1 protein-coding gene is annotated in these 1,105 nt (G+C 62.4%); it reads right to left on the bottom strand.

All coding sequences use genetic code 11. The features are described 5' to 3' along the window. On the bottom strand, positions 1-1,105 hold a 1,105-nt coding region (locus tag AC2FMD_RS18070; RefSeq protein WP_496795311.1), incomplete at both ends, for a DUF3604 domain-containing protein.

Genomic DNA, 1,105 nt, shown 5'->3' with positions numbered 1-1,105 from the left:
ATGGCGAATACCAGATTGGCGAGGTGTAGGCGCGCTCCTGTTGGCCTGCGTCGATATAGTCGGGAAGAGGGATGCCGAAAAAGACGCTGTCGTAGGTCGTCCAGCGTGGCGTCGGGATTTCTATCACGCGGGCGTAGTAGAATGCGCGCTGCGTTGGGTCGAACTCGGGGTCCTGCCAGAAGGCTCCGAGTGCCGCCGCCCCGATCGCGTTGGTGTAGGTAGCCGTCTCTGCATCCACCGTGTCTCCCACGGGCGGCAGCTTTCCGTCAGCGTCCGGAACGCGATCGTCGGACCAGGCGACGTCGTAGACGCGTTCCTGTGGTCCGTCTGCCGTTGTCCAACCCTTGACGATCTGGATGCGGTCGAGGTTCGCGCCGTCGGGGTCACGCATCGCTCGGATGAGAAACGTAGGTGCGGCCCCCTCTGGCGCGGCACTTAGATCACCGCCCATCGGGACCCCGGTTTCGTAACCGTAGGCCGCGAAGTCTGATCGGTTCATGTCTTCGGTCGTAAAGTCCCACCCGCCGAAGACGCGCACCCTCAGGCGTGTCCCTGTGGTGGCATAGACCTCTTTACGCTCCATGGCATCAAACAGCGCTTCGCGCGTGTTCTCCCGCGCCCAGACAGCGGCAAGGCCAGATGCGAGTGCATCCGCATGGGTCAGGTCATCTGAGGGGTCTGCGGTCGCCCGTCCGGTGATGGTCTCTTCGTAGCGGATCGGATCGCCTGTTGGCTCGACCAGAGCGACCTTGCCAAAGAAGTTGTTCTCTGCGGCCGTCGAAAGACCGGTATGAGCGTCGGTCGAGCCCACAACACCGAACTTGAAAGGGTTGGTGCCGAGTTCGGTCTCGTACGCGAGGCCGCGTATCCAGGCAGACCGGGCGTACTCCTTTGGCAGCATGTCAGGCGTCTTGGGGTCGGGGCCGAAGCTGCCCTTGTCCCACGTGCCGTAGTCGGCGAAATCGTCATCCACCGAAAGCATGGGGTGCGTCTCGCCGTCTCCTTTCATCTGCGTGATCTCATAGAGGGGCTCGTACTGCATGCGCCGTTGCGCATAAGCTTCGGTAAGCGGCTCGCCTGAGAGCGTGATGTCGTCGAACATCAG

This window comes from Ruegeria sp. BHSC276 (assembly GCF_059612945.1).
The sequence above is the reverse complement of the archived record's forward strand: the minus strand, read 5'-3'. Positions and strand labels throughout refer to the sequence as shown.